At 57.3% G+C, this 26,270-nt stretch carries 25 protein-coding genes and 1 pseudogene; 6 read left to right on the top strand and 20 right to left on the bottom strand.

The genetic code is table 11. From position 1 onward, the window contains the following. Positions 1–16: 16 nt before the first annotated feature. The 6 genes from argR to dxs form a co-directional block, all read right to left on the bottom strand. Positions 17–472, bottom strand: coding sequence for an arginine repressor (gene argR, locus AC0CW1_RS00130; protein ID WP_488181120.1), 456 nt, complete (start codon positions 470–472; stop codon positions 17–19). Beyond that, positions 469–1,152 carry an MnmM family RNA methyltransferase gene (locus AC0CW1_RS00125; RefSeq protein WP_488181119.1) on the bottom strand — a complete coding sequence of 228 codons (684 nt, stop codon included), beginning with the start codon at positions 1,150–1,152 and terminating at the stop codon, positions 469–471. The genes argR and AC0CW1_RS00125 overlap by 4 nt, the downstream gene beginning before the upstream one ends. A gap of 3 nt (positions 1,153–1,155) precedes the next feature. Next, complete coding sequence (locus AC0CW1_RS00120) at positions 1,156–2,007, bottom strand: NAD(+)/NADH kinase (protein ID WP_488181118.1); 852 nt, start codon at positions 2,005–2,007, stop codon at positions 1,156–1,158. 72 nt (positions 2,008–2,079) lie between these two features. Next, the gene (locus AC0CW1_RS00115) at positions 2,080–2,532 is read right to left on the bottom strand and encodes a PD-(D/E)XK nuclease family protein (protein ID WP_488181117.1); all 453 of its coding nucleotides are present in this window, start codon (positions 2,530–2,532) and stop codon (positions 2,080–2,082) included. Between the two features lie 114 nt (positions 2,533–2,646). Next, positions 2,647–3,498 carry a TlyA family RNA methyltransferase gene (locus tag AC0CW1_RS00110; protein WP_488181116.1) on the bottom strand — a complete coding sequence of 284 codons (852 nt, stop codon included), beginning with the start codon at positions 3,496–3,498 and terminating at the stop codon, positions 2,647–2,649. 109 nt (positions 3,499–3,607) lie between these two features. Further along, on the bottom strand, positions 3,608–5,551 hold the full coding sequence (gene dxs / locus AC0CW1_RS00105) for a 1-deoxy-D-xylulose-5-phosphate synthase (protein ID WP_488181115.1): 1,944 nt from the start codon (positions 5,549–5,551) through the stop codon (positions 3,608–3,610). A 237-nt stretch (positions 5,552–5,788) separates the two neighbouring features. Between dxs and AC0CW1_RS00100 the strand changes: the two genes are divergently transcribed. Then, entirely contained in the window at positions 5,789–7,975 is a 2,187-nt protein-coding gene (locus AC0CW1_RS00100) for a trypsin-like peptidase domain-containing protein (RefSeq protein ID WP_488181114.1), read from the top strand. A 226-nt stretch (positions 7,976–8,201) separates the two neighbouring features. Here AC0CW1_RS00100 and AC0CW1_RS00095 read toward each other — a convergent pair whose 3' ends face one another. The 5 genes and pseudogenes from AC0CW1_RS00095 to xseA all read right to left on the bottom strand — a co-directional run bounded on the left by AC0CW1_RS00095 (position 8,202) and on the right by xseA (position 11,885). Beyond that, a complete protein-coding gene (locus AC0CW1_RS00095) occupies positions 8,202–8,477 on the bottom strand; it encodes a hypothetical protein (RefSeq protein WP_488181113.1) in 276 nt (91 codons plus the stop codon). 246 nt (positions 8,478–8,723) lie between these two features. Next, a pseudogene (locus tag AC0CW1_RS00090) lies at positions 8,724–8,855 on the bottom strand (hypothetical protein); the annotation flags it as partial. Positions 8,856–9,397: 542 nt separating this feature from the next. Next, positions 9,398–10,288: a polyprenyl synthetase family protein gene (locus AC0CW1_RS00085; RefSeq protein ID WP_488181112.1), complete on the bottom strand. Its 891-nt coding sequence runs from the start codon at positions 10,286–10,288 to the stop codon at positions 9,398–9,400. A 2-nt stretch (positions 10,289–10,290) separates the two neighbouring features. Further along, entirely contained in the window at positions 10,291–10,542 is a 252-nt protein-coding gene (gene xseB, locus AC0CW1_RS00080) for an exodeoxyribonuclease VII small subunit (RefSeq protein ID WP_488181111.1), read from the bottom strand. Further along, complete coding sequence (gene xseA / locus AC0CW1_RS00075) at positions 10,512–11,885, bottom strand: exodeoxyribonuclease VII large subunit (protein ID WP_488181110.1); 1,374 nt, start codon at positions 11,883–11,885, stop codon at positions 10,512–10,514. Before xseA ends, xseB begins: the two co-directional genes overlap by 31 nt. On the opposite strand from xseA, the gene AC0CW1_RS00070 reads away from it, so the two are divergent. Continuing rightward, positions 11,863–12,261 (top strand): hypothetical protein, encoded by a 399-nt coding sequence (locus AC0CW1_RS00070; RefSeq protein ID WP_488181109.1) that lies wholly within the window; start codon positions 11,863–11,865, stop codon positions 12,259–12,261. The two genes, xseA and AC0CW1_RS00070, sit on opposite strands and share 23 nt — an antisense overlap. A gap of 51 nt (positions 12,262–12,312) precedes the next feature. Here the strand turns inward: AC0CW1_RS00070 and gltA are convergent, their stop codons facing one another. The 8 genes from gltA to AC0CW1_RS00030 all read right to left on the bottom strand — a co-directional run bounded on the left by gltA (position 12,313) and on the right by AC0CW1_RS00030 (position 20,230). Further along, the gene (gltA, locus tag AC0CW1_RS00065; protein ID WP_488181195.1) at positions 12,313–13,692 is read right to left on the bottom strand and encodes an NADPH-dependent glutamate synthase; all 1,380 of its coding nucleotides are present in this window, start codon (positions 13,690–13,692) and stop codon (positions 12,313–12,315) included. A 20-nt stretch (positions 13,693–13,712) separates the two neighbouring features. Next, on the bottom strand, positions 13,713–14,567 hold the full coding sequence (locus AC0CW1_RS00060) for a sulfide/dihydroorotate dehydrogenase-like FAD/NAD-binding protein (protein ID WP_488181108.1): 855 nt from the start codon (positions 14,565–14,567) through the stop codon (positions 13,713–13,715). Between the two features lie 313 nt (positions 14,568–14,880). Beyond that, on the bottom strand, positions 14,881–16,032 hold the full coding sequence (locus AC0CW1_RS00055) for a tRNA (adenosine(37)-N6)-threonylcarbamoyltransferase complex transferase subunit TsaD (protein WP_488181107.1): 1,152 nt from the start codon (positions 16,030–16,032) through the stop codon (positions 14,881–14,883). A gap of 3 nt (positions 16,033–16,035) precedes the next feature. After that, entirely contained in the window at positions 16,036–16,581 is a 546-nt protein-coding gene (gene nusB, locus AC0CW1_RS00050; protein WP_488181106.1) for a transcription antitermination factor NusB, read from the bottom strand. A gap of 32 nt (positions 16,582–16,613) precedes the next feature. Beyond that, entirely contained in the window at positions 16,614–17,174 is a 561-nt protein-coding gene (gene amaP / locus AC0CW1_RS00045; RefSeq protein WP_488181105.1) for an alkaline shock response membrane anchor protein AmaP, read from the bottom strand. A gap of 86 nt (positions 17,175–17,260) precedes the next feature. Then, entirely contained in the window at positions 17,261–17,647 is a 387-nt protein-coding gene (locus AC0CW1_RS00040) for an Asp23/Gls24 family envelope stress response protein (RefSeq protein WP_161253905.1), read from the bottom strand. A gap of 421 nt (positions 17,648–18,068) precedes the next feature. Continuing rightward, a complete protein-coding gene (locus AC0CW1_RS00035; protein ID WP_488181104.1) occupies positions 18,069–18,293 on the bottom strand; it encodes a response regulator in 225 nt (74 codons plus the stop codon). After that, positions 18,287–20,230 (bottom strand): two-component system sensor histidine kinase NtrB, encoded by a 1,944-nt coding sequence (locus AC0CW1_RS00030; protein ID WP_488181103.1) that lies wholly within the window; start codon positions 20,228–20,230, stop codon positions 18,287–18,289. The genes AC0CW1_RS00035 and AC0CW1_RS00030 overlap by 7 nt, the downstream gene beginning before the upstream one ends. Before the next feature lie 108 nt (positions 20,231–20,338). On the opposite strand from AC0CW1_RS00030, the gene htpG reads away from it, so the two are divergent. The 4 genes from htpG (at position 20,339) to AC0CW1_RS00010 (ending at position 24,780) form a co-directional block, all read left to right on the top strand. After that, positions 20,339–22,219, top strand: coding sequence for a molecular chaperone HtpG (gene htpG / locus AC0CW1_RS00025; RefSeq protein WP_488181102.1), 1,881 nt, complete (start codon positions 20,339–20,341; stop codon positions 22,217–22,219). A 143-nt stretch (positions 22,220–22,362) separates the two neighbouring features. After that, entirely contained in the window at positions 22,363–23,433 is a 1,071-nt protein-coding gene (locus AC0CW1_RS00020) for a hypothetical protein (protein ID WP_488181101.1), read from the top strand. Positions 23,434–23,566: 133 nt separating this feature from the next. Next, the gene (locus AC0CW1_RS00015; protein WP_488181100.1) at positions 23,567–23,887 is read left to right on the top strand and encodes a DUF4405 domain-containing protein; all 321 of its coding nucleotides are present in this window, start codon (positions 23,567–23,569) and stop codon (positions 23,885–23,887) included. Positions 23,888–24,162: 275 nt separating this feature from the next. Continuing rightward, a complete protein-coding gene (locus AC0CW1_RS00010) occupies positions 24,163–24,780 on the top strand; it encodes a Mu transposase domain-containing protein (RefSeq protein ID WP_488181099.1) in 618 nt (205 codons plus the stop codon). A 222-nt stretch (positions 24,781–25,002) separates the two neighbouring features. Here the strand turns inward: AC0CW1_RS00010 and AC0CW1_RS00005 are convergent, their stop codons facing one another. Beyond that, positions 25,003–26,064: a BMP family lipoprotein gene (locus AC0CW1_RS00005; protein ID WP_488181098.1), complete on the bottom strand. Its 1,062-nt coding sequence runs from the start codon at positions 26,062–26,064 to the stop codon at positions 25,003–25,005. Positions 26,065–26,270: the final 206 nt, after the last annotated feature.

Below are 26,270 nucleotides of genomic sequence, written 5' to 3'. Positions count from 1 at the left end.
TTTGCCCGCCCGTCCTTCATTCCACCCAGCCTTGGACCTTGGCCATCAAAGCCTCCACCGCCTCGACCGGTTTGACGACGATAAAAATGGTGTCATCGCCGGCCACGGTCCCGAGCACCTCGGGCCAGTGGCTGTGGTCGATGGCGCCTGCCACCGCATGGGCATGTCCCGGCAGGGTACGGATGACGACGATGTTCAAACTGGAATCGACATGGGTCACCGTGTCCCGCAACAGGCGGCGCAGCCGGTCCGGCGCCTGCGGCAACTGAGCCGCTTCCGACGGCGGCGCATAGCGCGACTCGTCCTTGCTGACAGGCACCTTGATCAGGCCCAGTTCCTTGATGTCCCGGGAAATGGTGGCTTGGGTGACCTCCATGCCCCGCTCGCGCAACCGCTGGGCCAGTTCATCTTGTGTCTGGACCACTTCGGCGCCGATGATCTCCAATATTGCTCGCTGACGCCTGCTCTTCACGTCGATGGCACCCGCCTTTGAACCCCTTTTTTCTCGGCCACCAGCACATAGGGCGGACGGCCTGTCCGGTTGGGAAACTGGACGGCCACCGTGTCCCAGCGCTGCGGCGGCAACTGCCGCCACCAGTCGTCGACAGCCGCCACTTCCGCTTCCGCTCCGGCATGGCCCACATAGACGACGACGACCAGGCGACCGCCCTCGGCCAGCGCCTCCGCTAAGGCGTCCAGGGCGCTGACCGTCGATGCCGCTTGGGTGACGAGCGCATGATCGCCGCCGGGGAGGTAGCCCAGGTTGAAGACGGCGACCTTGGGATTTTTATTGTATCCATGTAACAGCCGTCCCAGTTGGCTGTGATCGCCCCGGATCAGGCGGATGGGGCGATCCGGCGCAACCGCCTGATTGTTCTCTTCCAGAGAAGAGGTTTCTGGCGAAGCTGTATTTGAGTGATGGATCTCGATGAATTCTCCAAAGCCCGCCTCGGCAAGCCGCCGGGCCGTGGCGTCAATCGCCGCTGCTTGAATGTCGACCGCTAACAGAGCGCCGCCAGGCAGCACCTGCCGGGCCAGGAAAAGGGTGTCATGACCGTTGCCGGCGGTGGCGTCGATGGCAAAATCGCCGGGGCCGAGCGCCTCGGCCAGAAAACGGCGGGACCATTCCACCGCCGATGTGAGGGAGTTCATCCTTTACCTCCCCTGTTGCATTTTTTCCCGCAGGATGCGGAAAAAGGTGCGTTCGCCCAAACGGATCAACCGGCAGGCGACCGCCGCCTTCTGAATCAGGACGCTGTCCCCGCAGACCAGCGGCTGCCCCGGCTGCCCGTCAACAGTGACCACGGCATGGCTGTGGGAGGAGATGACCGTCAGGCGAACCGCCTGGTCTTGCGGGATGACGAGGGGCCTGGCGTCGAGTGCATGGGGACAGATGGGGGTGATCAGCAGGGCATGCAGTTCCGGCGAGACGATGGGTCCGCCAGCCGAGAGGGAGTAGGCTGTCGAGCCAGTCGGCGACGAAACGATCAAGCCATCGGCAGAGTAAGTCCAGACGACCTCATCGCCGATGGCGGCCTCCACACGGATCATGCGCGGGTGGTCGCCCTTGGTCACGACAACGTCGTTAAGGGCGAAATAGGGCGTCTGCTCCACGCCTTCCCGGAGGAGGCGCGCCTCCAGCATCATCCGCTCTTCGATGCGGTAATCGCCGTCGATGATCCGCTCAAGGGCCGGAAAAAGCTCAGATACCTCCACCTCGGTGAGAAAACCGAGACGCCCCAGGTTGACGCCCACCACCGGGATGCCGTAGGGCGCAACGAGGCGGGCCGTATTCAACAGCGTCCCGTCGCCTCCCAGGACGACGATCAGATCCAGTTGGGCCAGGCGGTCGCGCAGTTCCGGCGACGGCGAATGAACCAATTCCGCCACGCGGGTCAGCGGGATCCCCATGGGCACATTTCGCTCAGAGAGCCACCTGGCCATCTGAGCGGCCACGTCGAGGGCTTGAGGTTTGTCGTCATTGAGCACGACACCTACCGTTGGCACGAGACCCCTCCTCACTCCTGCGAACAATCGGACAGGCTGGGCGCCCTTTCCCTCGAAAAGGCGGCCCGCCTGCTAAAACTCGAATTCAACGCGGTGGATCTTCTGGGCGGCCATATCAACCAGAAGCACCCCGTCGGCCTTATAAATCAAGGAGTATTCCAACAGTTGCCGCCGCGTGTCGCCATTGGTGGGTCGCGGCGCCCGTTCGCCTGTTTTCACTTCCGCCACATAGGTTTTGCCGCCTCGCTGCACCATATAATCAGCACGCACATGGATGTTCACAGGCGCACCATCGACACGCATCACCATGCGGGCCGACGGTTGAGCCTTCAGGACGGTGAACCCTTCGCGCTTGAGCAGTTTCGCCGCCTGCTGTTCGCCAATGCGCCCGGCCCGCTGGCGCCACCAGGCCAGCCAGCGCAGATAGGCCTTATATAGATAGGAAAAAAGCAGCGCGCCGGCGATGACAGCCACGACGATGACGATCGCCAGGAGGGTCCAGTCTAAGGTAAATGAATCGGGCAACGCCGACCCTCCCATCAAGAAATTGTTCTACATGCCTTGAAACGAGTCCTGCCTTCGACGGCAGAGAACGGAAAAAGAAAGGACCCCGCCGGGTCCCTTCTTGATCGGTTATTCTCAGTTCGGGTTGCCCACCGTTTCGTGGGCGCGACGGACCAGAGCGGCGATGGTCTCGGGGGATATGGGCAACGCAGTCACTGGGGCAGGAGGTATAGTCGTCTTGCCCTGATCATCCGGTTTTTGCAAAAAGAACAGGTACTCAATATTCCCTTCCGGCCCGGTGATCGGCGAGAAGTCCAAGCCAAGCACCTTCCAGCCCCGCTCGGCGGCCCAGCGGACGAGCCGCTCAATGACCTCGCGGTGAACCTGGGGATCGCGGACGACCCCTTTTTTGCCCACCTTCTCACGACCGGCCTCGAACTGGGGTTTGATTAGCGCCATCACATGGCCGGGCTCGTCGAGCAACTCCGCCACTGCCGGCAGCACCTTTTCCAGCGAGATGAAGGCCACATCGATGACGGCCGCTTGGGCCGTTTCCCCGAGCGCCTCCGGCGTCAGATGGCGGATGTTCGTCCGCTCCAGGCAGCGCACCCGCGGGTCGTTGCGCAACGACCAGGCGAACTGGCCGTAGCCCACATCAACGGCGATCACCCGTGCCGCCCCGTTACGCAGCGCTACATCAGTGAAACCGCCCGTTGAAGCGCCCACATCGATGACCGTCCGGCCTGTTAAATCGAGGGGAAATACTTCAAGCGCCTTGGCGAGCTTAAACCCTCCACGGCTCACATAGGGGCACGCCTCGCCAGTCACAGTGACCGTGGCGCTGTCGGCGATGAGCGTTCCCGCCTTGTCCACCCGCTGGCCATCGACCTGGACGAGCCCGGCCAGGATGGCGGCGCGCGCCTTTTCTCTTGTTGTCGCCAGCCCGTCGTCCACAAGCCGGACGTCAAGCCGTTTTTTTGATGTCATGTATAGTGATTCTCCGCAATGATGATTTTTCGTTGCGATGATTGATCGCTGCGATTACGTATCGCTCTGCCGTGTTCGTTGCGATGATTTTTGGCTGCCGCGTTCTCCGCTATCGCGATTCTCCGCGAAAAGCGATTTTGATCGGTGCCGGCGGCGCTTTGCGGATGGTGGCCCATCCCCGGTCCGTGTCGGCCAGTTCGCGGGCGACACGGGCCACATGGTCCACCGTCAACCCGTAATCTTCCCGCAACTGCCCAACGGGACCATGCTGAACATACTCGTCAGGGATGCCGATCCGCCGGACGGCGCAGTCGACGCCTTCCATCTCCAAGAGTTCCAAGATGGCGCTGCCAAAGCCGCCGGCCAGCACATGTTCCTCGATCGTGACGATCTTGCCCGTTTCGCGGGCTTCTTTCAGGATCAGTTCCTTGTCGAGGGGTTTGACGAAACGGGCGTTGACGACGGCCGCCCGGATGCCTTGCGCTTCCAACAGGTCCGCCGCTTCCTCGGCGATGCCGACCATGGCACCGATGGCGATGAGGGTCACATCATCCCCCTGCCGCAGCAGTTCGCCCTTACCGATAGGCAGCAGGGCCAGTTCCTCATCGAGGGTGACGCCGACGCCAGTCCCCCGGGGGTAGCGGACGGCCACAGGGCCTTCCTGCTTCAGCGCTGTATGGAGCATATGCTGGAGCTCATTTTCATCCTTCGGCGCCATCATCACCAATTCAGGGATGTGGCGGAGGAAGGCAATGTCAAAAAGACCGTGGTGGGTCTCGCCGTCATCGCCGACGATGCCGCCGCGGTCGATCGCGAAGACGACCGGCGCCCCTTGCAGGCACACGTCATGGAAGACCTGGTCATAGGCGCGCTGCAAAAAGGTGGAGTAGATGGCGACAACGGGCCGCAAGCCTTGCAGCGCCAGGGCGGCCGACATGTTGACAGCGTGCTGCTCGGCAATACCCACGTCGAAAAAACGCGATGGGAAGGCGCGCGCGAAGGGCGTCACTCCTGTGCCGTCGGGCATGGCCGCTGTGACGGCGACGATGCGCTCATCCTGGCGGGCCAATCGGAGCAGGGTGTCGCTGAAGACCTGCGTATAGGTGGGCGGGCCGGGGTTCTTCTTGACCTTGCCGGTCTCAATGTCAAAAGGACCGACGCCATGAAAGACGCTCGGGTTGGTCTCGGCCGGCGCGTAGCCCTTGCCCTTTTTCGTCAGCACGTGGACGAGGATCGGGCCTTTTAAACGGCAGGCGTTGGTCAGCACCTCGCGCAGTTGGGCCAGGTTGTGGCCGTCAATGGGGCCGAGGTAGGAGAAGCCGAGTTCTTCGAAGAGGATGCCCGGCACCACCAGGTGCTTGAATCCGTCCTTCATCTTCTCCATGACCTTTAAGACATGGCTGCCGATGGAGGGGATGCGCCGGACAATCTCCTCCACTTCCTCTTTGTTGCGGAAATAGCGGGGGTCTGTCCGGATGCGCGACAGGTATGTAGACATGGCGCCGACGTTGTCAGCGATCGATTTTTCATTGTCATTGAGGACAACGATCATATCGTTCCCGGCGTGGCCGGCATGGTTCAAGGCCTCCAGGGCGATGCCCCCGGTCAGGGCGCCGTCGCCGATGACGGCGATCACAGCCCCCTCCTCCTTTTTCAGGTCCCGGGCAAAGGCAAAGCCCAGGGCCGCTGAGATGGAGGTGGAACTGTGCCCTGTGTTGAAAATGTCGTGTTCGCTTTCGGAGCGTTTCGGGAAACCAGCCATCCCTTTGTAGCGCCGCAGGGTGTGAAATGTATTGTACCGTCCTGTCAACAGCTTATGCACGTAAGACTGGTGACCCACATCCCAGACGATCTTGTCCTTCGGGGATCGGAAGACGAGGTGCAACGCCAAGGTCAGTTCGACGACGCCCAGGTTCGGCGCCAGGTGGCCGCCGTTTTCCGATGTCGTTTGAATGATGACCTCTCGAATCTCTCCCGCCAACTGTTCCAGTTCCGTCGCGGTCAGCTTTTGCAGGTCCCCGGGTGTTGAAATCTGGCTGAGAATTTGCGTCATCTATCGGGTCACCTTCCCTCTACAGCGTTCAGTCTAGGCGCTGTTTCCCGTTCCATGGTTTTTTGACGACTCCTGTCACTCGACCTCTACTCACAAGCGCTCGAAAATATCTGACCCTGATTATATCATGAAAAAACTGTCCCTTCAAAGATTGTGGAACCTTTTTTAAGCCGGGCGGTGGAGGATATCGACGCTTTCGTGTCGAAACGGTTGACCGTTCAGACAGGAGGTTCGTCAATGATTTTATCGAAAAAAATACGAAAAGGGGTTGGCCTTGTCGTCGCCGCGCTCATGCTCGGGCAGACCGGCCTGGCAATGGCGGCCCCATCCACTGATCCCCTTCCGCCGGATGTATCCGTTGTCGAACTGGCGAAACCTGCCGTCGTGCAGGTCCGGGCCGGTGTGACGGCCACCTTCCGCTTTTCCGACCGCGCCTGGCCCGTCGCCGTCGGTGGCACCGCTTCCGGCTTGATCGTCAACCCGGACGGCGCTGTTGTGACCTCGTCGCGGATCATCGAACTGCTGCAAAAGGATGACACGGCCATCCGCAATGCCCTGGCCGAGCGCTTCTTTAACGAAGTGCAGAAGCAGGCGGGCCACCGCTTGAGCGAGACAGAACGGCTGGGCATAGCCGAAAATACGACGCTGCTCGAGGACGTCAAGGTCTACAAGCAAGTCGTCCTGTCGGACGGCCAAGCGGTCGACTTCGAGATCAAGTGGACCGGTTCGCCGCCGCCGGAAGCGTTGACGACAAATACGCCCGTCTACTCCTCCCGCCCCGTCCCCCGCATCCAGCGGCCTGTCACCCAGGAGGGCGTCGAGAATCTCGGCGAAGGCGTTTCACCGGTCGTCACGGAGCCCGCCCCAGTCAAGGAGCCGGAACAGACACCGGAACCGATCATCCCTCTCAGCGCCAACAAAGAGTTCGATCCCGTCCAGGAAGTGGCGGTCCTCAAGCTCAACGTTAGCAACCTCCCTTCCCTCCCGCTGACGGCCGCCAACAGCAGCGATGTAGGCCAAAAAGCCACCGTCATCGGCTATCCCGGCAACGCAGACGCCACGGCGCTCTTGGCGCCGGCCAGCCTGATGAGCGTAGCCGTCAGTTCCGGCAGTGTAGCGGCGACCAAGTCAGGCAAAATGAACGCCAGCTACGGGCCCTTGATCGACGTGGAGGCCACTATCGGCCCCGCTGGCGCCGGCGGACCGGTCATCACCGATGACGGGCAGATCATCGGCCTCCAAGGCCGGACGGCTCGGGCCATCGGCGTCTATCCGGTGATCAACACCCAGGCGGTCCTGGCGGCCTTGAGCAAGTCGGGCCTCGCAAATGCCTCTGAGCCCTCGGAGGCGACAGGCATTTACGCCACCGCCCTCGACATGTTCAGCCAGGGCTATATGTCGAAGACGATCGGCATTGTCGAGGATCTGCTCAAGCTCTGCCCCCACCATGGACCTGGCAAAGCGCTGATGGCAGAAGCGCGCCAGCGCAAGGAAGCCGGCGACGACAACATCTACTGGCCGGACATGGCCCTCTACGGCGGCATCACCCTGGGGCTACTCGCCCTGGGCGGCGGTTACATGGGCCTTCGCTACCGCAAGCTCGGCCCGGCCGCCTTCCCCCTGGCCCTTCGACAGTTGTTGAGCCGGTTGGCGAAGAAGCAGGGCAGGTCGGGAGTTGGCGTAGACGGCGATATTGCCGCTAACGGCGCAGCCTCCGGGGGATCTGGAGCAAAGGCTGGGGCGCCGACGGAAAAGCCGATCTCCTTTTATATTCCCAAGGAATCGCCGGAATCTTTCGCCCAGGATGCGCCTTACTCGTCTGCCGGCTCCACCTCATCACAAGTCGCTTCGACCTCGCCCGCTGATCTTTCCGATCCTAAGGCATCAAATAGGCCATCAGTTGCATCCATAAAACCCGCTGACCCTGCTGCGCCATCTGAGGCAGATGTGCTCGAACTTCCCTTCGCGGCTTCCTCCAGGCCTTCCCGCCCATCGCCTGGCCGCATGGTGGCTGCCGCGTCTGAATCATCCGTTGAGGCGAAGCCAGCCCCGTCAAGCCCGGTGGCCGGCAAGGTGGTGTCGCTCTGGCGAACCCCAAAGGCCGATGCCAATCCGGTCATCGAATTCATCTCCGGTCCGCTCACCGGACAGCGTATCCAAGTGCCCCGGGAGGGGCTGATCATCGGCCGCGATCCTTCGACCTGTCAAGTCCTGTTGGACGATCCCTTCATCTCCAAGCAACACATCTTCGTCGGCCCCGACCCGCTGGAGCCAACGGCCATCATCGTCACCGATAAAGGTTCAACGAACGGTACCTTCCTCGGTTCACCCGATGGTGAGCGCTTGGCAGGGACGAGGACCCTGCAGGATAGCGATCAGGTGTACCTGGGTCAGCGGAACGCCTTCGTTTTGCGGTTCGAGTAAATCCAACCTTAACTTACAAACTTAAACGAAAAACCCTGGTCCTTACCGTCCTTTTCAAGGATGAGCGAAGGCCAGGGTTTTTTCTCTGTTATTATTCGATGTAAACCTTCCATTCGGAACCGAACATTAAATCAGTAACGTCAGACAGTATACATCTCCGTTTTTGTACCGACCGCTGGTGTTGTTCGAGGCAATGCCGCCGTTCATGGCAACAGATCTCCTCTATTTATCCGATTTGCAATCGCTCTGAATAGCTTTCCGCCGCAGCGACTCCTTGAATGATGTAGAGCAGTTGCGCAAAGGTGTTTTCATCGATCTTCTTTGCTTTGCTCCACAACTGATGGAAATGCTTCGTGAAAGAGGATTTGGGCAGATTTTTCTTTAACGTGATATCGCATTTGCATATCCAAAGCCTTGCGTACCTGTCGAATTGGTCACCTGTCAAGTGGTTTACCATATAGCTTACGTTACATCCTTCTGAAGCCAGTTCTTGAAAGACCATTCGCTATCCCCTCCATCGTTAATAGATAGGTGGCACATTCATTGCTGCTTCATGTCTTGGATATACGCATCGCGTGATCTTGAGCAATTATTTCGTGATCATTCAGAAAATGTAGATTCCTACACCCCGGCAGTAACCAATTCAATTCCGAGTCAACCGTTCCGCTCCCGGCGATGCCAAAGGCCTTTGCTACGTTGGGCGACAGGAAGCCCGGAAGCGCTGGTCCCAAGTGGATATTATTTGCGCCGAGATGCCTTTTAAGGAGTAGATCAACAAGTCCTGTCGTTCCGCCACTTCTTCCGTTTTTCCACAGACACCATTGATTTCGCAACTCGTTCCTTTGGGCGTCCCTTGGCACTGGTAGCAAAACATGAGCATAACCCATTCCTCCTCCTTATTCGGCATAAAATGCGAAACATCGACGCCATCATCTTACCTTGTCTTTGTGAGTGACGCATATAATCCGGCGACAAACTGCCTTATCAAGAGTTGAATTTGCAATCACCAAATACAACTCCCGCTAGCGCGTTTCGCCTCTAATTTGTGCGCAAGCGATCAACCCATCGATTATGATGATTCTGTCGACAAAGCACTCATGTCTGTTCCATCAAAAGGTCTACCATTTAAAAAATACATAGGTTACTCCCGAACGCCTTTTCGTTACGGTACCTTTCCAGACACATATAAAAACAACCGCCAAGGTTTTGGCGGTTGTTTTTATATCGAACTTTTTTTGATAACTTTAAAATTGTTTGCCTTTAAGTCATTTTTAAACTCGCTTACCTTTTTCTCAAAAAATTCGAGTTGCTTTTTATGTTTATCAAACTCAGCATAACTGCAATGTCGCATAGGTTTTTCTTCGTGTTTTAGGTGAGACTGTGCGTAGGCAATCGAATCATTGAGAAGGTTTTCAACACCTGCTAGTTCTCCCGCACCAACAAATACCGCGCCAATTCCCGCAGCAACTCCGCCTTCTCATCAAAGCCGTCGAGGCTGTCGAGCGCCGACTGGACGACCTGCTCCGCCTCCTGGCGTGCCTTCTCCAAGCCCAAAAGTGCCGGGTAGGTAGCCTTATTGTTTTTCTCATCGCTGCCAACAGGCTTGCCGATTTTCTCGGGATCACCCTGGATATCAAGGAGGTCGTCGGTGATCTGAAAGGCGAGGCCGAGGTGGTCGCCGTAGCGGGAAAGTGCCTCCACCTGTTCGGGAGAGCCGCCGCCAAGGAGCGCCCCGATTCGCAAGGAGGCGCGGATCAGCGCGCCGGTCTTGTGGGCGTGTATGTACTCCATGGTGGCGAAATCGATCTGCTTATTTTCCGACTCCATATCGACGACTTGTCCGCCGATCATGCCCAGGCTGCCGGCGGCCCCAGCCAGTTCGGCGATGACCTGGAGGACGAGGGCGGGCGATTGGCCGGAACGGAGCCCCTCTTCGGCGAGGACACCAAAGGCGCGCGTCAGCAGGCCATCGCCGGCCAGAATAGCGGTCGCTTCGCCGAAGACCACATGGTTCGTCGGCATCCCCCGGCGCAAGTCGTCATCGTCCATGGCCGGCAGATCGTCATGGATCAGCGAGTAGGTGTGGATCATCTCTAGGGCGCAAGCGGCGGCCATCACCGACTCCTCGTCGCCGCCGACGGCGCGGCAGCCGGCCAGAACCAATACCGGGCGCAAGCGCTTGCCGCCGGCAAAGAGGCTGTAGCGCATGGCCTTGTGAATGACCGGCGGCGCCACATCTTCCGCCGGCATATAGCGGGACAGGGCCGCATCGATGTTGACGTTCAGTTGCTTCATTTCCGCCTTCAGGTTCACCGCTATTCCCCCTCCTCAAATAGTCGCTCTTCAACGACAGCCGCGCCTTCGGGGGTCTCGATCAGCCGCTGCACCTTGGCCTCGTAAGCGTCCAACTGGGCATGGCAGTGACGGACCAGGCCGATGCCCTCCTGAAACAGCTTTAAGGATTCATCCAGGGGCGCTTCGCCCGTCTCCAGTGACCGGACCACCTCTTCAAGGCGACCGATGGCCGCTTCGTAGGTCAGATTCGGGTTTCCTTTTCCATTTGCCACCGCCGATTCTCCCTTCTCTCTTCCACGCGGCAGGTCATTTCACCGCGCTGCAATACGATATCCACCCGTTCCCCTTCCGCTACGCCAGCGCTATCGCGAAGGATGCGGCCGACCGGGTCGAGGCAGAGGGCAAAGCCCCGGTCCAGGATGGCCAGCGGGCTGAGGGCGTCGAGCAACCCCGCCTGCATGGCCAGTTCCCGCCGCCGCTGTTGCTGCCCTTTTTGGACGGCGGCGATTAGCCGGTTTTTCAGGTCATCGGCGCGCTCCCGCTTTGGGCGGAGGCGCTGGGGCGACGCCGCCGCGAGGAGGCGGCCCTCCAGGTCCTTCAGCCGGACCCGCAGTTGGGCCGCCCGGGTCAGCGACACAGCCCGGCGCAAGCGCTCCTCCAACTGGTCGACGCGCTGGCGCGGAACGCGCAGACGCAATAGCGGGGTATCGAGAGAAGGCCGCCCGGCCAGGGACGACAGCGCCCGCCGTTCCCGCGCCAGGCGCACCGTCATAGCTCGCTGCAACTGTAAGGCCAGGTCATCGATACGGCCTTGCAAGGCGCTGTAGAGCGGAACGACCAGTTCGGCCGCCGCCGACGGTGTGGCGGCCCGCACATCGGCCACCAAATCGCTCAAGGATACATCCGATTCGTGGCCCACCGCCGACACGACCGGTACGGGGCAGGCGGCGATGGCCCGGCAAAGGCTTTCGTCGTTAAAGGCCCACAAGTCCTCCCGAGAGCCGCCGCCGCGACCGATGATCACCACATCAACGCCAGGCACGCGGACAACAAGCCGCAAGGCCCGGATCAAGCTCGGCACGGCCTCTTCCCCTTGCACGATGGCCGGGGCGAAGACGATGTTCATCGCCGGAAAGCGGCGCTGGATCACGGAAAAGAGGTCGCGGATGGCCGCTCCGGTCGGCGCCGTGACGATGCCCACCTTGCGGGGCAGCGGCGGCAAGGGGCGCTTCCGTTCATTGGCGAAGAGGCCGTCCGCCTCGAGCCGCTGCTTCGCCTGCTCCAGGGCGAGAAAGATGCCGCCCAGGCCGGCCGGCTCCATCTCTTCGGCATAGATCTGGTAAATGCCGTCACGCGGGTAGACGCTCACCTGCCCGCGGACGATCACGTTCAGGCCGTTTTCGGGCCGGAAGGAGAGGTAGCGGTTCTTGCCGCGAAACATGACCGCCTTGACGACGCTTTCCCGGTCTTTCAAGGTAAAGTACATGTGGCCGGAGGTGTGGTGCTTGTAGTTGGAGATCTCCCCTTGCACCCACACATCAGCCAAGCGGGGCGCCTTTTCGAGGAGCCCCTGGATGTAGGTGTTGAGTTGGGTGACAGACCAGATCTTGTCCATCGGCGGCCCCCTTTTGTCTCGAACGCGCGTTTTCGGCTTAGCGAACGACGAAGCGAGAAAAAATCTGCGAGAAAAGCGGCTAAAAGCGGCCGAACGCCGAAAAACGCAACCCCTGTTCTTTCGCGAGACCGCCCCGGAAATCCTGCCTGGCCGTGCCGGGCGGCAGGCTATGCCAGATCACTGGCTATGCCTGCCTCGGATGGCTACGCCTGATGCCTACGTGTTCCTGACGGGCCAAACAGACGCTCTTCTAAAACAAATAGTGTATCCATTTTACGGGCCGCCGATTCGCCTGAAAAGAAAAAAGCGCCGCAGCGCAGCGCTTTTTTCTTACACCTTTATTTATAAATCTCTATTCATAAACCTCAACTCATAAACCTCGATTCCCCTCACAGGAACCGTAAACCGGCAAAGGTCAACTTCAAACCTAGTTTGCCGCCTCGATCGCCTTCGCCGCGATATAGGCGTCGATGGCCTGAGCCGCCTTTTTGCCGGCGCCCATGGCCAGAATGACCGTAGCAGCGCCGGTGACGATGTCCCCGCCGGCAAAGACGCCGGGGATAGAGGTGCGGCCCGCTTCATCGGCGACGATATTGCCGCGACGGTTCAGTTCCAGGCCAGCCGTCGACTTGGTGGCCAACGGATTCGGCCCGGTGCCGATGGCGACGATGACCGTATCCATGTCCATGATGAACTCGGAGCCGGCGATCGCCACAGGTTTGCGGCGTCCCGAGGCGTCAGGCTCACCCAGTTCATAGCGCAGGCACTTCATCGCCTTCACCCAGCCCTTCTCATCGCCGATGATCTCGACGGGGTTGGTGAGCAACTTGAACTGGACGCCTTCCTCTCGGGCGTGCTCGATCTCCTCGGCCCGGGCCGGCATCTCCTTGTCGGAGCGGCGGTAGACGATGGTGACCTCTTCCGCGCCAAGGCGCACAGCCGTGCGGGCGGCGTCCATGGCCACGTTGCCGGCGCCCAGGACGGCCACCTTGCGGCCCAGTTTGACGGGCGTGCCGTACTCGGGGAAGCGGAAGCCTTTCATCAGGTTCGTCCGCGTCAAAAACTCGTTGGCCGAAAAGACGCCGCAGAGGTTTTCACCGGGGATGCCCATGAAGTTAGGCAGGCCCGCGCCGGTGCCAAGGAAGACGGCGGCATAGCCCTGTTCGTTCATCAGTTCGTCCACCGTCATGGACGGACCGATGACGACGTTGAACTGCAATTCCACGCCGAGTTGTCTCAGGTTGGCGATCTCTTTGTCGACGATCGCCTTGGGCAGGCGAAATTCGGGAATGCCGTACATGAGCACGCCGCCAGCGGTGTGCAGGGCTTCAAAGACGGTTACGCTGTAGCCGAGTTTGGCCAATTCAGCGGCGCAGGTGAGGCCTGCCGGGCCAGCGCCGATGACAGCAACCTTGGCGACCTTGGCCGGGGAAGCTTCGAGCGCAGCAGCGTCCTGGGCCATCTCCCAGTCAGCAACAAAACGCTCCAGCCGCCCGATGGCGACGGGCTCCGACTTGATGCCCAGGATGCACTTTTCTTCGCACTGGCTCTCCTGGGGGCAGACACGGCCGCAGATGGCCGGCAGGGCGTTTTTCTCTTTCAGCTTCATCGCCGCGCCGGCGAAATCGCGCTCGGCGACGGCCTTAATGAAATCGGGGATCAGCACCTCGACGGGGCAGCCTTCCCGGCACTTGGGCTTTTTGCACTGGATGCAGCGGGCCGCTTCCTTGACAGCCTGCTCCTCCGTATAGCCGAGGGCGACTTCCGCAAAGTTGGCGCGGCGAACCTGGGGATCCTGGCAGGGCATCTCCTGACGGATCTTTTCCTTTAATGACACCCGCAGCGCCCCCCTTCGTGGTGGTGTTCCAGCGCCGCCAAGGCGCGCTTCTCCTCATCGCGGTAGATGGCGAGCCGCTTGAGGGCCAGGTCGAAATCGACCAGGTGGCCGTCAAACTCGGGACCGTCAACACAGGCAAACTTGGTCTCGCCGCCGACGAGGACGCGGCAAGCGCCGCACATGCCAGTGCCGTCCATCATCAGCGGGTTCATGCTGACGATGGTGGGAACGCCCATGGGGCGGGTTGTATTGGCGATGGCCCGCATCATCGGCATAGGGCCGATGGCCCAGACCCGTTGCAGGTCCTTGTTCTCTTCATAAAAGTCTTTTAAGGCATCGGTGACAAAGCCCTTGCGCCCATAAGATCCGTTATCGGTGCAGAGGATCAACTCGTCGCTGATGGCGGCCATTTTTTCTTCCCAGAAAAGCAGTTCCTTGTTGCGGGCGCCGATGATGGAGATGACGCGGTTTCCCGCCTCCTTCAAGGCGCGGGCGATGGGATAGATGGGGGCGATGCCGACACCGCCGCCGACGACCACGACAGGGCCGTCAAAGCGCTCAATCTCCGAGGGCACGCCGAGGGGACCGACCACATCGAGAACAGCATCCCCGGCTTCCAACTGGCCGAGCAGGCGGGTGCCCGCGCCAATCTCTTGGAAGATGGCCGTGATCGTCCCCTGCTCCCGGTCAAAATCGGCGATGGTCAGCGGGATGCGCTCGCCTTTCTCATCAGCCCGAAGAATAAAAAACTGTCCGGCCTTGGCTTTGGCCGCCACCAGCGGAGCTTTCAGATCAAAAAGCTTGACACTGGCGGAAAGGATCTCTTTCCGCACGATCGGGTACATTCGCCTGCTGCCTCCTCTATGCCATACTGCCACACTACGAATGGGAAAAGTGCCTTACTCTAAACTGTTGATTGTCATGCCTTAGTTAAGCCTGGTGTCACGACAGTTCGCAATAAACCTCTGCCGAAAATGACGCCAAAAGCGGATGTCCGGCCGTAAACTTATTTAGGATTCGTTGCCTCATGCCCATTTCCTGCAAACCGGGGGAGGGCATGTTTTAAAAAATACGGACAAAGCCCGGCGCGTATGCCGCCGGCAGCTTGTCCGCACATTCATGACACAATATCCAGTGTACACCCTTCCCCTGCTCCGGTCAACGGTAAGCGGTGGAAGCGGAGAGAAACTTCGCCCCTAAAATCGCCACGCCGGTGGCGTTGTCGCCCGACAAAGCTGGTGTGGCGAAGGCAAGCCGGCCGCCGACGGCGCGGTGTTCCAGGCGCTCCCGCAAGCGCCGCCGCAGAAAGCCGTTCGCGGCCACGCCGCCGACGATGAGCACGTCGCGGCAGCCCGTCTCCCCGATGGCCCGGCGCAGGATCTTCTCCAGCGTCGAGGCCAGGCAGCGCTCGATGCCGCGGGCGATGGCGGGGGGTGAGGGGATGGTTGGTGTTGGCGGTGTTGCGGCGAGTTCCCCCGTTTTGCGCAATTGATCGACGAGCCGCAGCGCCTGCGCCTCCGCGCCGGAAAAACTGACGTTGTAACCTTTCACCGAGGCGGGGAAAGTCACCACTTCCTTGGAACCTTCGGATGCGGCTTTGGCCGATCCTTCAGATCCTTCAGCAAAACACCCACCCGCATCACATTGGGCGGCCAGTTTCTCTAAATGCGGTCCCGCCGGAAAGAGCAATCCCAAGGCCACGCCAACGCGGTCGACCAGTTGCCCAGCATGCAGGTCAGTCGTCGCGCCCATCTTTTCAATAGAAAAAGCCGCTCTGGCTGCGTCGAACTGTACCTGTAACAGTTCTGTCGTCCCGCCGGAAAGGTGGACCGAAAGAAAGCCCTTTTCCAGCAGCGCCTCCGCCTGTCCCCGGTCCTCCAGAGAGGCGATCCCTGCCATGATGTGCCCCTCCTGGTGAGTCGTCGCGAAAAAAGGAACCTCTTGCGCCACCGCCACCGACCTTCCGACGGACTCACCGGCCAGAAAGACCGGCAGGTAGGCGCCTTCCTCCGGCCTCGGGCGGGTGGAGACGGCAACGGCCTCGACGCGGACGTACCGGTGATTATCTGACCCCGCTTCCCCACCTCCACCTTGGCGCAACTCAGCGAACAACGCTTCCATAACCCCTGGCAGTTGCCGGCCATGCAAAAAAAAGGCGTCTCCCTGGCGGAGACCCCTTTCTCCCGGCTTCACGGGCAATAATTGCCGTTTTTGGGCCAATAGCCTGCCATCGAGGCTGGCAAAGGCAACGGAGGTCGTGTAGCAGCTCGTGTCGATACCCAAGACCCCGCGAATCATGTCCACAGCCATCGATTACACCTCGTTAACACCGGTCGGCGACGCATCCTGCTCGGCCATGGAAAGCGTCTCCGGGGAGGCCGTCGTCTCCGGAATCGCCGGGGTGGTCTCGGCAGGGGGCATGGCCGCTTCCTGCGCCGGCGTCCGCTCGCCCCGCGCCTCGCGGAGTTCTCGGGCCAGTTGACCGAGGATGCCGTTGACGAACTTGGCCGACTCCTCATTGGCGTAGATCTTCGCCAACTCAATAGCCTCGTTAATGGCCGCGTTCAAGGGGATGTCCTTCCGAAAAAGCATCTCAAAGATGGCCACGCGCAGCAGGTTGCGGTCCACATGGGGCATCCGCTCCAGGTTCCACTCCTTGGCTAGGCGGCGGATGTTGCTATCAATCGTTTCCCGGTTCGCCACCGCTCCTTCAACCAGTTCCTGGGCAAAGGCGGCCGCCGCCTCGCTGATCCCGAATTCTTCACTGGCGTACTGCAAGGCATAGGCCGGTTCCATCCGGCCCACATCAGCCATAAACAACGTTTGCAAGGCAGTTTCCCGCCCTTGTCGCCTGCTCAAATGTCTCGCCCTCCCCGTATTTATGATTATTCTTACCGCAAACGGCTTTTTCTCTCTTCCTCGACCGGATCGAAGGTGATCATGATCTCCCTCAGTTCAATACCGGTCGCCGATTCGAGCACCTGGCGCGTCGCCTGCTGGATTTTTTCGCCGAGGGCGGGCAGGCCCGTCTTTAGATCGGAAGCCACATGCAACCCAACGGTGATGCCGCCGGAGACCGTGCGGATGCGCACCCGCAAGCCCCGGATGCCGACAAAACCGGCCACCGCGCCCCGGATCAAGCCCTCGACGGCCAACCGGGAGATCTGCACCTTCCCGTGGGGCGTGCGCACCAGCAGCGTCATGCCCTTCATCGGACGAGGCCATGCCCAGAACAAAAACCAGCCAACCAAAAACAAATAGAAGATAGCCCCAGCGGCCCAGATCGAGCGAATACCCTCCTGCCGCCAGGCAGTCAAAAGCCGTTCCACCGTGTCAGCGCCGCCAGCATCTGCCCCGCCGCCGCCCGAAAAAACGGCAACCAGAATCATGATAGCAAGCGCCGCCGGGGGAATCGCCACCAAAAAGGCCAGCGGACGGCTCGGCCCTCCCATGTCTGATCCCTCCCCATTCTTTCGCCCGGCAACTGGTCGGATGGGCAAAAACCCCCTGAGCTCCGTCGGTCTCAGGGGGGCCTCGATCATCTCACCCGGTCATCCTCTTTTGTTTCCGGCGTGGGGAAGTTCACCCCTTGAATATGCACATTGACCTCTACGACGGTCAACCCGGTCATGCTCTCGATGGACCGCTTCACATTTTCCTGAACGCGCTTGGCCACCTCAGGGATGCGGCTGCCAAAATTGACGATGATATTCATGTCAATGGCCGCTTCCCGTTCGCCGACCTCGACCTTGACGCCTCGGGTCAGGTTCTTGCGGCCGAGCATCTCAGCGATGCCGCCGCCCAAACCGCCGCTCATCGCGGCGACGCCTTCCACTTCGGTCGCCGCCAAACCAGCGATGGTCGCAACGACCTCCTGGGCGATACGGACGTGGCCGATATCCTGCTTAGTTGTTATGGTATCCATGTATACGGGCACCCCCTGGTGAGGATTTCCGATGGAGAGTGTCCATCATGTAGTATTGTACCAAAGAGAGGGAGCGTATACCAGCTATCAAACGATGCTGATTTACCACCTGAAGAATCGATAAGACACAAGATGGGAGTGATACGAGCTATTATTCTCAAATTTGGTGATCCATTGCAAGAAAAAAACGCCTTATAATAGAATAAATATCTCAATCACAATCCAAAAGGAGTACTGGCACTGATGAAAGGTAACCTGCAACTCATTCAGGTTCTCAATGAACCGCTGGCTGACGAATTAAAAAAATACCAGCCTAAAATGGCTGGCCAAGCGTGAAGAGAGGATGATACTCACCATTGACTAGTCACCTCTTTCCTCGACTTTTGACTACTTGTGTCAATCTTAAGGAACAACAAGTCAACTAGTTCTCTTTCTGTATTGCCTGCTCAACGGCATTCAAAAGTTCTTTCTTTAGAACAGGCTTCATGATATACTGGCAAATCCCCAGCTTCATGGCTCTATCAGGCGGAAACGTATGACTATATCCTGTACACAGGATAATGGGTATATTTGGTTTCAATAATAACATCTGTTTTGCTAAGGCGTCTCCAAATATCGTCGGCATCGTATAATCGGTGATCACCAAATCGTAAGCACTGGGATTCTCCGTGAACAGTTCAAGCGCATGGGGACTGCTTGTGGTCGCTGTGCTGTGACCTCATACCCCGCGTGAACAAGTTGGGCTTGCAGCACTTCCACGATCGCTTCTTCATCATCAACTAAGAGGATTCTGCTCTTTGCTCCTTGCGAATGATAGGCGCGTTCTTGCATCGCCTTGTTTTCCTTATGGAAAGCAGGCAGGTAAATGGTGAACGTCGAGCCAACACCTAACAAGCTGTCTACGACGATTGCGCCGTTATGGCCTTTCACAATTCCATACACCGCCGCCAGCCCCATTCCATTCCCTTCGCCGATAGGTTTGTTTGTAAAAAAAGGGTCGAAAATACGTTCTTGAATCTCTCGTTCCATGCCGCTCCCGTTATCACTGACAGTCAGTTGAAGATACGCGCCAGGAGAAAGGTGAACCTTGTTCGCCGCTTCTTCATTGAATACCGTTTCTGCAAGCACGATCCGTAAAATGCCGCCAGACTCACGCATTGCGTGACCCGCATTAACACATAAGTTGACCAATAGTTGATGGATCTGGGATAAGTCACCAAACAGAAGCCCTGTTTTTATTTTGAATTCCGCGTTTATTTTTATGTTTGAAGGCAGAGACGCCCGCATGAACTTAATCGTCTCCTTAATCAACGGCAACATAAAGATGATATTTTTCTCATGTAGGCTCTGCCGGCTGAAGGTCAGGATCTGTTCAACCAGATCTTTGGCGCGTTCTCCTGCTTTTAATACCTGTGTCAAGTTTTTTTCAACAGGGCTATCTGCGGTTGCTTCCCCTAATGCTAGTTCCGTAAAGCCTAACATCACCGCCAATATATTGTTAAAGTCATGAGCAATCCCGCCAGCCAGTGTTCCGATCGCCTCCATCTTTTGCAAATGCAATAATTGATCTCGCATCAGATTCCGCTCGGTCATATCCCGCGCGATGACGTAACAACCGGCGACGATACCTGCATTGCTGCGAATCGGCGATAGGGTCAACGACACATCAATGCTATGGCCGTCTTTTGTCACATGCTTAGATTCATGATGGTCCACGCGCTCCCCTTGCATGACAGCCCTGATTTCCTCAAGCGCATTCTGTTTATGGGAAGGGCATACAAGGGAAAAGAGGTGCTGCCCACAGATCTCTGTGTCCTCATAACCGTAAATTCTCTGCGCCGATGGATTCCAGGAATGGATTCGACCATCGGTAGAGAGACGAAATATAGCGTCATTGCTGTCGGCGATAACGGACGCCAGTTGGAGCAGTTCCTCTTCTTGGACTTGTTTTTTCGTTGGAGCGCTTCTTTTTTTTTCATAAACGTCATTCTTAGCCGAAACCAATGAAAGATAGCTCGCTAACGTGGTCAATGTGAACAGGCGTTCCTGAGCCCATTCATATGCTTCAGGATATCCGAAGAGCAACAATCCACAGGTGCTATTTTCAGACTTGATTGGCGACATAATAAGAGAGACGAGGCCAAGGTTTTGAAAAAACCGTTGCCAATGTTCCTCTCTTTTGATTTCTGCAATGTCTCGTATCACTAGAGCCGTATTATGTTTCAACGATTCATCAATCACATCATTATCCCATTTTTGCACTCGCAGACCGACCAAATTGGTTTTATCCCACCGGGAACAACAGTCAACATAGACGTTGCCAGTAACATCTACACCAGAACCTACATCCCAATCGAAAGAATTATGCGCGCATTGGTGAGATGTATCCGTCAAAGCAGTGAATAATAAAAGCGCAGACTCATTGAATTGGGGAATAAGGGAGGATGCAGGATGCCACGTTGGATCGGTCTGCGAGATGTTGACCCAGCGCCGAAAATGCGTATAGAGTACTCTGAACGAGTTAACGTCATCACCGGTAACAACGGCCAAGCTCTTATAGTCGACGCTCAGACCGATTGACAAGCCTCCGTCCATTTGGTAAATAATATATAGCGGTTAGCACTCAGGTATCGAGAGTGCTAACTGCTTCCGTCCGAACACATACGAGACCAACTGGAGGGAGGATCTTCGATGACTGTGAAACAGTTTCAAGCGGAATCGAAACGACTGCTCGATCTGATGGTCAACTCCATCTACACCCATAAGGAGATTTTCCTCAGAGAACTCATCTCCAACGCCAGCGACGCCATCGATAAGATCTACTACAAAGCCCTGACCGATGAATCGCTCCACTTCAACAAAGAGGATTACTTTATTCGAGTGGAAGCGGACAAGCCCAACCGGCTCTTGAAGATCATCGACACCGGCATCGGCATGACCCCGGCCGAGATGGAAGAGAACCTGGGCGTCATCGCCAAGAGCGGCTCCTTCGCCTTCAAGAAGGAAAACGAACTGAAAGACGGCTTCGACATCATCGGTCAGTTCGGCGTCGGCTTCTACTCGGCCTTCATGGTCTCTGACGTGGTCACCGTCATCAGCCGAGCCCTCGGCAGCGACGAAGCCTACAAATGGGAATCGCAAGGCGCCGAAGGTTACACCATCGAGCCCTGGACGAAAGACACCGTCGGCACCGAGATCATCCTCAAAATCAAGGCGAACACTGACGATGAGAACTACGACGAATTCCTGGAAGAATATCGCATCAAGTCGATCATCAAGAAGTACTCCGACTTCATCCGCTACCCCATCAAGATGGACGTAACCAAATCGCGCCTCAAAGAGGGCAGCGACAAGGAGTACGAACAATACACAGAAGAGCAGACCCTCAACAGCATGGTACCCATCTGGAAGAAAAACAAGAACGAACTGACCAAGGAAGACTACGAGAACTTCTACGCCGAAAAACACTTCGGCTTCGACAAGCCCATCCGCTACATCCACATCAACGCCGAAGGCACCATCAGCTACAGGGCCGTCCTCTTCATCCCCGAGAAGATGCCCTTCGACTTCTACACCAAAGAGTACGAAAAGGGCCTCGAGCTCTACGCCAATGGCGTCCTGATCATGAACAAGTGCGCCGATCTGCTGCCCGACTACTTCAGCTTCGTCAAAGGCATGGTCGACTCGGAAGACCTATCGCTGAACATCTCCCGTGAACTTTTGCAGCATGACCGGCAACTGAAGCTGATCGCCAAGAACATCAAGGCCAAGATCAAGAGCGAACTGGAAGACCTCCTGAAAAACGACCGCGACCAGTACGTCGAATTTTTCAATTCCTTCGGCAAGCAACTGAAATACGGCCTCTACAGCGACTTCGGCGCCCACAAAGATGTGCTCCAAGACCTGCTGCTCTTCTACTCCTCAAAAGAGAAGAAGCTGGTCACCCTCTCCGAGTATGTATCCCGCATGCCCGAAGAGCAGAAGTACATCTACTACGCCGCCGGCGACTCCATCGAGCGCATCGACAAACTGCCCCAGACCGAACTCGTCGCCGACAAAGGCTATGAGATCCTCTACTTTACCGACGATGTAGACGAGTTTGCTATCCGCATGCTGCGGACCTACAAAGAAAAAGAATTCAAGTCCGTATCGAGCAGCGACCTGGGCATTGAGGCCGAAGAGAGCAAAGAAGCCACCGAAGCAGAGAAGCAGGAGAACGAGGCGCTCTTTGCCGAGATGAAAACCCTCCTGGTCGACAAAGTCAAAGCCGTCAAAGCGTCGAAACGGCTGAAACAGCACCCGGTCTGCCTCTCCAACGAAGGCGACCTGAGCATCGAGATGGAGAAGGTGCTCAAGGTCATGCCGAACGGTCAGGAGATCAAAGCCGACAAAGTGCTGGAGATCAACGTCAACCATGCCGTCTTCCAAGCCCTGAAAGAAGCGCGGCAAGGAGACCCAGAGAAGTTCAAGCTCTATACCGAACTGCTCTACAACCAGGCATTGCTGATCGAAGGGCTCCCTGTCGAAGACCCCGTCGCCTTCTCCAACAACATCTGTAAAATCATGGCCTAAAGGGAAGCGCCGCTTTCAAGAGCAATCGCCTTGAAGGCGGCGCTTTTTTTCTCAATCAGAGAGCAGGCGCGGACGATAAGAAAAGTAAAGGAGTGGCAATGAAGAAAAGTTTTTGCCAGGGAGAAGAGTGAGGAGGGTCATCGATGCGCATCGCCAACGCAACGATCTCCATGTACAGCCGGCATGTCAAGACGGAACAGGAAAGCAAACAGGAGAGCCTGAGAGTCTGGGGAGGCGCCCTTGAGCGCGATCATGGGAAAAACCCCTTGTCAAAAAGCCTTCCGATTCGTGACATGGTGGAACTCTCCGACGAGGCCAAAAAACAGATGGCCCAACAAAACCTGGCTGTCGATGACGTGACATCCCTCGACGAAGAGGAATATGCCTTATCGCCAAAAGACAAAGAACGGATCGCCGTCATCCAAAGCATGATCGAAGCGCTGACGGGAAAAAAGATCAAGTTTTTCCTTCCCAGGAAGCTGAAAATCGAAGAACACCCAGCAGAACTGAAGGCGGCGGCGCAACAGGCCCAAGGTCAGCCAAGACAAGGCTGGGGCATTGCCTATGATTATCAATACCAACGGTATGAACAAGAGCAGATGTCCTTCCAGGCACAGGGGGTCATCCACACGGCTGATGGGAAAGAGATCCGCTTTTCCGCCCAACTGAACATGACAAGAGCGTTCATGGAGCAAAAACGGGTGAGCCTCCGAGCGGGAGACGCCTTGGTAGACCCGCTGGTCATCCATTTTGATGGACCTGCTGGCAGCCTTACCGAGCGGAAATACCGATTTGACCTCGATGCAGACGGGCAGGAGGACCACATCTCTTTTGTCCGGCCAGGCAGCGGTTTTTTGGCCCTCGATAAGAACCATAACGGCCGGATCGACAATGGAACGGAACTCTTCGGACCGGCCAGTGGCAACGGTTTTGCCGATCTTGCCCTGTATGACCAAGATGGAAACGGATGGATCGATGAAAACGATGCCATCTATGACCGTTTGCGCATCTGGACGAAAGATGATCAAGGAAAGGATGTCTTATTTGCCCTCGGCCAAAAGGGGATCGGCGCCATCTATCTGGGCAACAGCGACACCCTCTTTGATATGAAAGACAGCGCCAACGAATTACAGGGCCAGCTACGAAGAACCGGCATTTTCCTGCGTGAGAACGGTCAAGTGGGCCTTGTTCAACAGATAGACCTGAAAACCTGACGGAAGGCGCCGCCTTGGGGCAGGCTCGTTTTGTCTGCACAAAGTTTACGCAAAGCTTTTCAGATTGATTTCAGTTTCTGCTGGTACAGTATAGACATCGGCAGAAACAACAAATAATCTGGGAGGTTTCAAGATGAGTTCCATCACAAATCAGACGGTGGCCCCTATTCGTACAGAAGCCAAAGCGGACGGTTCCGCTACCAGCAAAGTAAAAGGCATCATCTCCGTCACCCTGGCGCTGCTTGGACTGGTCGTCGCCGTCACCGGCCTGGGCCTCTTCGTCGCTCCCCATGGCCCGTCAGCAGCCAAAGGTTGGACATTCCTCGGGATGACCGTTCCGGCCATGAAGGGCCTGCACATCTGGCTGGGTTTTGGGATGGTCGCCTTCGTCCTGGGTCACTTTGTACTGAACCTGAAGCTCTTGAAGGCAGAACTGAAACAGCTTTTTCGATAATGAGACAAGTGAGAGATAACCGTCAGCGCTGGGCTGGCGGTTTTTCATTTTGGGCGTGGTCTGTACGTCTCCTTTCGCTGGGGAGTAAAATATAAGCAAAAGATACGATGAAAAACAAAACTTGAATAGAAGGGAAAAACGTTTTTTGTAGAATTAAAAGTAATTATTCTCGCTACCGATACCTGGAATGGCGAGCGACGCCCTTTACCACCGCCAGCCTTTGCGAAACCTTCGATCGTTGCTGGGCCTACTTCGGCGGCATACCGAAAGAAGTGGTGATCGACCAAGACAAGCTCATGGTCGTCAGCGAGAACAACGGCGATATTCTCTTGACGGAAACCTTTGAGGTGTACCGGCAAGCCGTAGGATTCAACGTCCACCTCTGCCGAAAAAGCGACCCAGAAAGCAAGGGCCGGATCGAAGCATTCATCAAGTACGGGAAGTACAACTTCATCCCTCACCGCACGTTCAGAGACATCGATCATGTCAATGAAGAATGCCTGGCTTGGCTCGAACGCACCGCCAACGCCAACATCCACGGCATAACAAAAAAAGTACCCGCCGAAGTGTACGCGATAGAGCGCGAGCACTTGCGGCCGGTACCCAAGAAAAAAAGCAATGCCATTGTAACAAGAACCGTCCGAAAGGACAATACCATTATGGTCAACAGCAATCGATACTCGGTGCCGCTGGGCACGTACAAGGCCGGCGTCGAGGTGCGGATTGAAATCGAGGGGAAGAACCTGAACATCTATGCCCTCGATACAGACGCATTGCTTGCGGAACACGGATTGGTGACCGGACGCGGGCATCTCGTGGTCAAGACTGTGTCATTCAGCGATATAAGGAGCAACGCGGCCCTCAGAAGGAAAGCATCAATGGTTGGCGAGTGACCGCTATCGATGGCGTGGAGTTATTCCACACCAAGGCCCATCGTTGTCCCGAATGCCTCACGCGCGAACATCGCGACAAGACCACCGATTATTATCATGCGGCCGTAGTCGCCCAACAGGTTGGCGGTAGCGCGAACCTGATTTATGACTGGGAAATGCGAAAGCCTCAGGATGATCCGACGTATGGCGAGACCTATGGAAAAATAACGGATGTATACACGATCAGAAAGACTTGGGAACGTCAATTTCCCCCTTCACGATTCGATTCAGGACAGCCTCCAACTGTTCTTTGATCGGCTCCAGCAACCGTTGGTTATACTCGTTCACGGCGTAACCGACTCCGGCTTCTTTCAGGCCGAAGTCTCTGTACCCTCCGCGCAGCTTCTGTTTTGAGGCTTCCTTGATGGTCTCATAGACGGCGGTGTCGACGCGCTTCATCATGCTGGTGAGGATGTATGGCCGGTGTTCCGGAAGGGCGGTCAGCGACTGATCGGAGTCGACGCCGATCATCCTTTTTTTGCGCCCAGCCGCCGCCTCAATTAAGCCCATCCCCGATGCGCCGGCCGCATGATAGATGACATCGACGCCGGCATCGTACATACGATAGCTGATCTCCCGCGCCAAGTCGGGATTGATAAAGGCCTTTACATCGTCCCCGATGTACTCGCGCCCGACCTGGAATGCGGGATTCACATAGCGCACACCGGCCACATAGCCGGCCTCAAAGCGTTTGATCACCGGGTCAGGCATAGCGCCGATGAAGCCCACTTTACCCGTCTGGCTCAGCAGCGCCGCCGTGACGCCCATCAAAAAGGACCCTTCATGGTCGCGAAAGATCAGGCAGAGGATGTTGTCCTCAGGCGTGAGGCCGGGGAGATAACCGTCCACTACGGCAAAAACAGTGTCGGGAAACTGGGGCGCAATTTTCTCAACGGCATCCATGAAGGAATAGCCCACACAGATTACCAGATCACGCTTCAGTTCCCCCTGGAGTTGCAGCAAAAACTCCTGATTGTTGCCGCCATAGGATACGGCATGGGAAGTGACAGTCAGCCTCTCGCCAAACTCGTTTAATGCCTGTTCCGCCCCGGCGTAGGCCATGTCGTTAAAACCTTTGTCTCCCCGCCCTCCGATGTCATAGAGCACACATACGTTGACTCTGTCCGCTTCACGGGATGAGGCGCCTGGATTTGCGCATCCTGCCAGGCTCGACAGCAGCATGGCGACGATAATGGCAAAAATCAGCGCCTGATAATTAATCCGTTTGCCTATCCGCCTGCCCATCTTTATACCCTTCTGCTGCTCGTCCATCAGCCCGCCCACCTTCTTACTTTGCCTGACTGACCGCTTCTCGCTCATCCGACCAATCGTCTTTCTCGCCTTCACTTCTTCTCCTGAGTGGTCGCTTCTCTCGCTCGACTCCCCGCTCACTTCTTTGCTCCTCTATCCGACTTCTTAGCTCGCCGAACCGACCACTCGCTTGCCTAACC

This window comes from Heliomicrobium sulfidophilum, from assembly GCF_057715735.1.
This window is presented reverse-complemented; position numbering and strand designations above follow the sequence as displayed.